The sequence below is a fragment of the Mesorhizobium sp. M0047 genome (assembly GCF_040323315.1).
GTDB lineage: Bacteria > Pseudomonadota > Alphaproteobacteria > Rhizobiales > Rhizobiaceae > Mesorhizobium.
Genome location: NZ_JAMYUW010000040.1, coordinates 59,721 through 66,124 on the forward strand (window position 1 = coordinate 59,721; position 6,404 = coordinate 66,124).

Annotated in this window: 7 protein-coding genes; 1 reads left to right on the forward strand and 6 read right to left on the reverse strand. The window is 57.7% G+C overall.

Annotated features, from left to right (window positions below; translation table 11 throughout):
* Positions 1 to 4 precede the first annotated feature (4 nt).
* The 6 genes from NKJ89_RS28310 to NKJ89_RS28335 form a co-directional block, all read right to left on the reverse strand.
* Positions 5 to 778: a copper chaperone gene (locus NKJ89_RS28310; protein ID WP_352607372.1), complete on the reverse strand. Its 774-nt coding sequence runs from the start codon at positions 776 to 778 to the stop codon at positions 5 to 7.
* Positions 779 to 794: 16 nt separating this feature from the next.
* Positions 795 to 2,279, reverse strand: a complete 1,485-nt coding sequence (locus NKJ89_RS28315; protein WP_352607374.1) for a tyrosinase family protein — start codon at positions 2,277 to 2,279, stop codon at positions 795 to 797.
* A gap of 412 nt (positions 2,280 to 2,691) precedes the next feature.
* Positions 2,692 to 3,489 (reverse strand): hypothetical protein, encoded by a 798-nt coding sequence (locus tag NKJ89_RS28320; RefSeq protein WP_352607376.1) that lies wholly within the window; start codon positions 3,487 to 3,489, stop codon positions 2,692 to 2,694.
* Positions 3,489 to 3,773, reverse strand: coding sequence for a hypothetical protein (locus tag NKJ89_RS28325; protein ID WP_352607378.1), 285 nt, complete (start codon positions 3,771 to 3,773; stop codon positions 3,489 to 3,491). The genes NKJ89_RS28320 and NKJ89_RS28325 overlap by 1 nt, the downstream gene beginning before the upstream one ends.
* 518 nt (positions 3,774 to 4,291) lie before the next feature.
* Positions 4,292 to 4,951 (reverse strand): acyl-homoserine-lactone synthase, encoded by a 660-nt coding sequence (locus NKJ89_RS28330; RefSeq protein ID WP_352607380.1) that lies wholly within the window; start codon positions 4,949 to 4,951, stop codon positions 4,292 to 4,294.
* Positions 4,952 to 5,034: 83 nt separating this feature from the next.
* Positions 5,035 to 5,757, reverse strand: coding sequence for a helix-turn-helix transcriptional regulator (locus NKJ89_RS28335; RefSeq protein ID WP_352607382.1), 723 nt, complete (start codon positions 5,755 to 5,757; stop codon positions 5,035 to 5,037).
* A 524-nt stretch (positions 5,758 to 6,281) separates the two neighbouring features.
* On the opposite strand from NKJ89_RS28335, the gene NKJ89_RS28340 reads away from it, so the two are divergent.
* Positions 6,282 to 6,404, forward strand: a 123-nt coding sequence (locus NKJ89_RS28340; RefSeq protein ID WP_352607392.1) for a helix-turn-helix domain-containing protein, incomplete at its 3' end; no start/stop codon positions are given.

The window sequence follows — 6,404 nt, forward strand, 5'->3', positions numbered from 1 at the left end:
ACGCCTAGCCATGAGGCCGGTTCGATACGAGGGGACCGAGGTGTTCGCGCAGGTGCACAGCAAACGCCATGGCCACGGGCATGCGCCAACGGGCCGCCCGGGGCAAGCTCAGCCGCTCGGCCAGCAGGACCATTCCAGTTGCCAGCATCGCCCCGAAATGCCAATCGCCTGCAAGCAAGGGCACCAGCATCCATGCCCAACAGGTGGCAGCACACAGCAGGCCGTGGTCTAGTCCCAAGGCAAGGCAATCACCATCCGCGCGCATGCCAAACAGGCTGATCGGGGGTATGCGATGTGCGCGATTAAGTAGCCTACGGTGTGCGGGGCTCGCGCTCCATAGCAACGCCATTGCGACGGCAAGCGGGAATGCCAATCGGCCAAAGGCGGCTTGCGTTTGGAGCGCAGCCAGTCCGAGTGGAACGCCCATGGCGAGCCATACTATTGAGTAGCCTGCAACGAAACCGGTAACAGCGCGTGCCCTGCGCCGGACCAGGCTCGATTGCTGGACATGCATAATTGGCGCCGCCACCAAAGGTGGCATCATTGCCACAAGCATCACACTCCAAGCCGTGAGCAGCGATGAGGGCGAATTGAGCGTGAGCGTAGCCTCGATGCCCGCCCATATGTCGGCGCCATCGGGCCAATCTACTCCGCCGGCACACAGCGTGGCCGGGAGAACGCCGATCAAGCCTAGCAGCCAGATCGCGTAGCCCGCCGCGCTGATACTCAGAAGCGCCCGCCACGGCGGGCGGCGAAAGTGCTCAATGAAGCCGGTCATTGGCGCGCCACGCGTATCAACCGACCTTGCCGGTGCGCTTGAGCAGGCTTACCCGGCCGACTGTGATCACCGCGTCACCCGCATGGGCGTCCCGTGTCTGCAGCCTTACCTTGAGCTGGCCTTTGTCCAAACCGGCTGCGGTGAGTTCTTTGGCTCTGTCGGTAATGTCGATGGTGTAGCTCAGCCCATTGCCGCCATGCCGGCCATCCGGCTTTGAAGCGACGTTGAGCCCGAAGAGCGCCACGCTGCCGACATGCTTTTCGGCGCGCTTTCCGGGCTTCACGCCTTTCGGCAGATCTAGGAAAACATCGAGCATGCCCGACGGCAGGTCACCCTTCACCGATTCGAGCGCAAGATAGAGCCGCGAGACTTCCTGGCCCGGCTCTGTCACTCCCATTGACAGCACCACCGCATTAGCTCCTGGCAAGTCGACCGTCACTTCGGTCGTTGCGGCCTCAGCACTTACCTGGACAGGTCCGGCATTGGCGCCAATCACTTCAACTGTCTGGCTTTCCGACGGCCCCATACTGACGCGCGTCACGGCTTGAACTCCTTGAGTGACCCCGGTCCCCTTGATGAGATCGTCGTATTGCGGGAAGAACATACCCCCTGCAAGGCAATCCTGCCCACCAAAGCTTACTCCCGGTTTATTGCCGCCCACGACTGGCATGATGAAAGCGCGGTCGGCTGGCCCGTGGTTCCAGCGTGGGTCGTTGACCATATGCTTGCCGGGCGCGCCCATCCAGGCTTGCCACAACCGGTCGATGTTGCAATGGTGCAGCCAAAATAGCGGATCGATACCAGCCGTGATCGGATCGCCGATCCAACCACCGCCCTGGCCCACCAGTACGTGGACGATGTTATGGGGGTTCTGTTCAAGATCTCCCGTCCAGTTCCCGAACTGGATAAACCCGCCCGAGATGCTTCCGCCGAAGCCTATTCCGCCCTGGTTGCCAACCAGAAAATCACTTTCGTCCATCGATTCGAGGTCGAACTTGTCGCGCGGCCTCGGTTTGATCGCGGTCACTGCTGTGTTGCGCATAGCTGTCCCGCGATAATATTTCAGCGGGTTTTGGGTACCGTCGGCCATCGTGTCGGCCAGGAAGGCCTGTGGCAATTTGCGAGCGTTGGCATTGGAGGAATCAAGATAGTTCCAATAAGGTAGCGCCCAGTCGTCGCCAGTCAGTTCCTTGACCTTAGCCGCCACGATAGCCTCAAACGCGCATACATAGCCGCGGTGCCACGCAACAAAATACCAGCTCGCGTGCTGGCATTGGTTGCCATAGTCACCCTCGATGTCTGCCGGGACCTGCTCTCCAAAGGATAGCAACCCGAGCGACCGCCACTGTTGTGGGTCGAACCCGTGCATAGCGCCAAGAAAGCGCCAGGAGTTGCGATCATTGAATGGCAATTGGTCCAGAGCTCGAACCGCAAGAGCATAATTGACAAGCGTCTTGTTCCAGCCACCACCAAGAGTTGCCACATCGCGTCGAATAGCCATAATCTCACCCCAGAAGAAAAGCTCGCCTCGAGCCTACCCAAAATAAGGCAATATTCAACTTGTTATTTGACTCGCAACAGCGCCAAGCTAATAATCACCTTTGCGCAATTTGGCTAATGTTGGGTATACTTCCCCCAAGAGGTGGAACGAAGCGCGCTATCGGCATGATTGCTGACCATGGACAATACGTCCGGAAGTCTCAGCAATCCCCTCCGCCTCGCGATTGCCTTCCCCTGGCCGCGATATCCCCAATCCCTTCGCAGTTCGACAGTACGAGATTTTCTCCCGTGGCGGCCTACCGCAGGAACAACTCGCTGATGTTGCAGCCAAACCAACGGGAGCTCGCTCGCTCTCAATGGGATTCTTCCGCTTCGCGTGCGACCGACCCGTGACCTCGTCCATGCCCTTTGATTTACTGGCTGTTGATGATGGTCGACAGCTGGCGAGAGGTATCCTGATCGATGATTGACTGAAGGACCTGCAACGCTTCGGCCCGGACCAACCTGTCAGTTTCGGCTTTTGTCTTGCCAAGCGGCTGCTGGAAGAAAGCCAGGGTGAGTTTATTCGTAAATTCGTTTGAAGCATTCGCAAAGCCGCTGCCTGGACCCCTGAAGTGCTTTAGTATCCAGGTTGGGCCACCCGTGACCCCTACATTTGTGGTGAAGGTAATCGTTCCGCCGAATTGACCTCCAGGTGCGCCAGCGTCCTGCTGAATTGGAAGCGGCATGGAGGTCGCAACCAGCTCCGCAATGCCCAATTTCCCCGCCAGATCGCTGGTCGCGTGCGGGCATGTGAAGTCGGCGCCGGCTTCCCCTATATGATTATAAATGTCGCCCAGCGAATAGTTCAGATAAGTGACACCCGTTCTCTCTATCGTTCGTGTAACGTTCGGAGACACGTCGATATCCACAACTCCGCCCGTTACGGTGCCAGCACCCGGAAACCCGAGCGACGGCTTGACGCCAGCACTAAGCTTGCTCCCCAACGACAGAATGCCGGCCACCCGGTAGTTTCCTTGGAGCAGGACAGGTCGGAATGGAAAACCGTCTTTTTTACTGACCAACGCCGCCAACTCGCAGCGGATGCGTTTGTTGATGTCTGTCGGGTCTGGATATCCGGCTTTCGTATAGGGAACGCTAAAGCGCGGGTTCGCGCAGCCCGCCAAGGCCAGGCCACAGATCGTCGAGGCAATCGCAATGCGCGTCAACATCACCAGGCCCTGCAGGGATCCGCGAACCATTGTGTCGACCCCGCGCCGTTCAACTCCTGTTCGATTTGACCGCAGACTGCTTGTGTCGTCGGCCTGAGGTGAGTTGAACTGTTCACGACAATAGCACAACAGCCGATAGGCTCGCCCTTCGCAGCCGGCGGCTTCATTGCCGTGGTAAGCACAAGGTCTTTTGAGAAAGTTGGCGGTTTAGCTTTACCCGCCAATTGCTCTATAATGGTTTCTGTTCGCTCCTTGCTGATGGATTTGTGGAATTTCTTTGCCATAGGTCCCCTCGGCATCCTTAACTAGCGATTTTTACTTCTTTGAGTACGTTCGGAGCCAGGATAGGCTCCGTTCACCTTACGACATCAACGTGATCGATTGTCGCCAGGAGCAAGCCGTCTGAGTAAACTTCGACCGAAGAATATGTGTCGTCCCATTTGACGATTTCATCGTATCTTGCCTGCGCACAGGTTACGATCTGGGGCCATAGTCCCGGTTGCTGGATCAAAGATAAGTCGAGAATAAGTATCTGCGGATTGAAACCTTGCGGGTGGCGCTTTGTAAGTGCCGCCACCACTCCCGGATTTCAGACCTGAACTCCGCCGATAACGTGGAAGTCGTCGGGCTGGGGAGGCATGAGATTAACCCAAGCATAGAATTCTTTGCAGATGACTGCCATCGAAGCCTCCTAATTTCTCAGCAATGTGTTTACTTTGCGCACTACGGTAATGTTAACCCTCTCAACGGCGGATACCTCGGGCGTATACGTTGGTGTCTCATGCCTTTTATTGAGTGAGTGCTATGCAGAGGCGTACCGCTTGTGCTGCCCATTCTCTATGAACGGCAACTGAACTCCCTGCCTCGCCAGCAGGGAATGTTTAATTCCCAAGATCCTCCGCACACTCGCCAGCGCCGCCTCATTCACCGCGATATAAGCGACGATGTACCACTCGCCGTTTTGTTGCCTGGCCATGCCCAGCGGCTCGGCGTGCCACCTCAGGGCACCGTGGTGAGGCATGAAGTAGGTCTCCTGGACGCCGCCGACGGCGCTGAGGCCTTCGTCGAGCGCGTATTCCATGACCGCGCAGCAGAGTTGCGTCAGTGTCCCCCGCAATCCGGTCGAACGCTTATCAGGCACGACGAAGGTGCGGGTCCATTCGGCCCAGTCGGGACGCCTGGGAACGCCGGACTTCTCGCACATGTGAGGGAAAACTTCTGAGACGATGTGGGGCTCGCTCGTTGGGATCAATCGGGCCGAGGTCACAACGCGTCCGTCTTCCATACCGAGCAAGTAGGTCGCCGCGTCAGTATCGAATTGATCTACTTCGCGACCATCCGGGCTCGGAGGTCGCCAGTGTTTCTGATGCACGAAGAAATCGTGCCGACGGCGTAGAAACTCGTCGAACTCGTTTTCGTAGAGAGGCTTGTTCTGCGCATTGACAATATGGGCCGTAATCACCGCGAGATCCCCCGACCGTTCTTGGGGGAATAGTTGCAGCCTCTCTAATGTGCGTCACCTGTCCGATCGGACAGTTGACGGGCTCAAGGATGAATGAGGCGCCGGCGCACCGCCTCAACGACGGCTTGCGTGGTCGTGACGACGCCAAAGGCCTCGCGGGCCCGCGTGGTATGCCATTTGACGGTTCGCTCCGTCAGACCGAGGATCTGCGAAGTTTCGGACGAAGTCTTGCCGGCCGCAGCCCACAGCAACACTTCCTTTTCCCGATCTGTCAGCAACCCTTCGCCGTTTTCGTCATCATTGGAAAGGGCCTGGATTGTCATTCCAGCATAGACCGCCATCGTAACCAGTTGCGCCTGCTGGCGCGGATGCAATTTGCAGATCTTCGCGGATGAGGCGAACGACATGACCGATTGCCAGTGGTGGATGCTCAGCATGGGGACGGCAAAGCCACTCCAGATGCCGAACTCCGTCGCTTCCCCGGCGACGCGCCGCGAAGCTTCCGTCTGGGACCATTTAGCGGGAACTTCGGACCAAAGGAACGGCTTCAGGGTCTTGGCCGAATAAATGCAAACGCCATCCACCGCTGCGTGCTCGGCTTCGACGTAGCGCTCAAACCAGCCATTGGGCCAACCGTTTAACTCTACCATAGGCGCGAGCTTCTGCCCGCCCAAAGGCACACCGCTCAAGATAAGATGCTCGAATCCAATTTTTTTTACTGTCTCAAGCAGATCGGTCAGAAGCGACGCTGCTGCCCCATGTTTCCGGCAGCGCTCGACGAAGTCGAATACATCTGAGTCTATCACGCCAGAGCCCCAGTTCCGCAGGATTCATTATAGCGACTTTTAGGCGCTTTGAATATAACCAAGTAATGAGCGAGGACCGAATGCGGGAAGGAACAACATACGGCTGGGACACCATTAGAGACGCGTGCAGGTCTCCGATGTGGATGTGGCGTAGCTGCGGAGCCGCTCGAACAAGGCCGGCGATGGTTGATGATGGTTGCAGCCGTAATGGTTGGGCTGAGGCTCGTTGAGAAAGCAGTGGTGCTACCCTCTGCTTCGAAGTGGTTGATCACGCCACGGCCGCCCAACAGCCCCTCGGGCGGACCGGCCCCTGCGACGGGCGTCGATTATCGCGCCGAACATTTCGAAAAATGATCGGCCGTCTTGGTTTTGGAGGGAGTTGGCGACGAACATCCACCGACATTCGAGCTTGCCCGAGACCGGATTCACTCGCCACCGACCAATGTGAATCGGCGTGCAAAATTGACCCTATAATGCTTTGATTTGCGACCATCAGCTCGTCGTGACGAGCGGATGGTGTGGGGATGAAGTCGGTGGATACGATTGCCCGGGTTCGGCGCGTATTCCATGTGCAGGGATGGTCGCTCAAGCGGATTTGCCGCGAACTGCATGTGTCGCGGAACACCGTCCGCAAGATTCTCAGATCC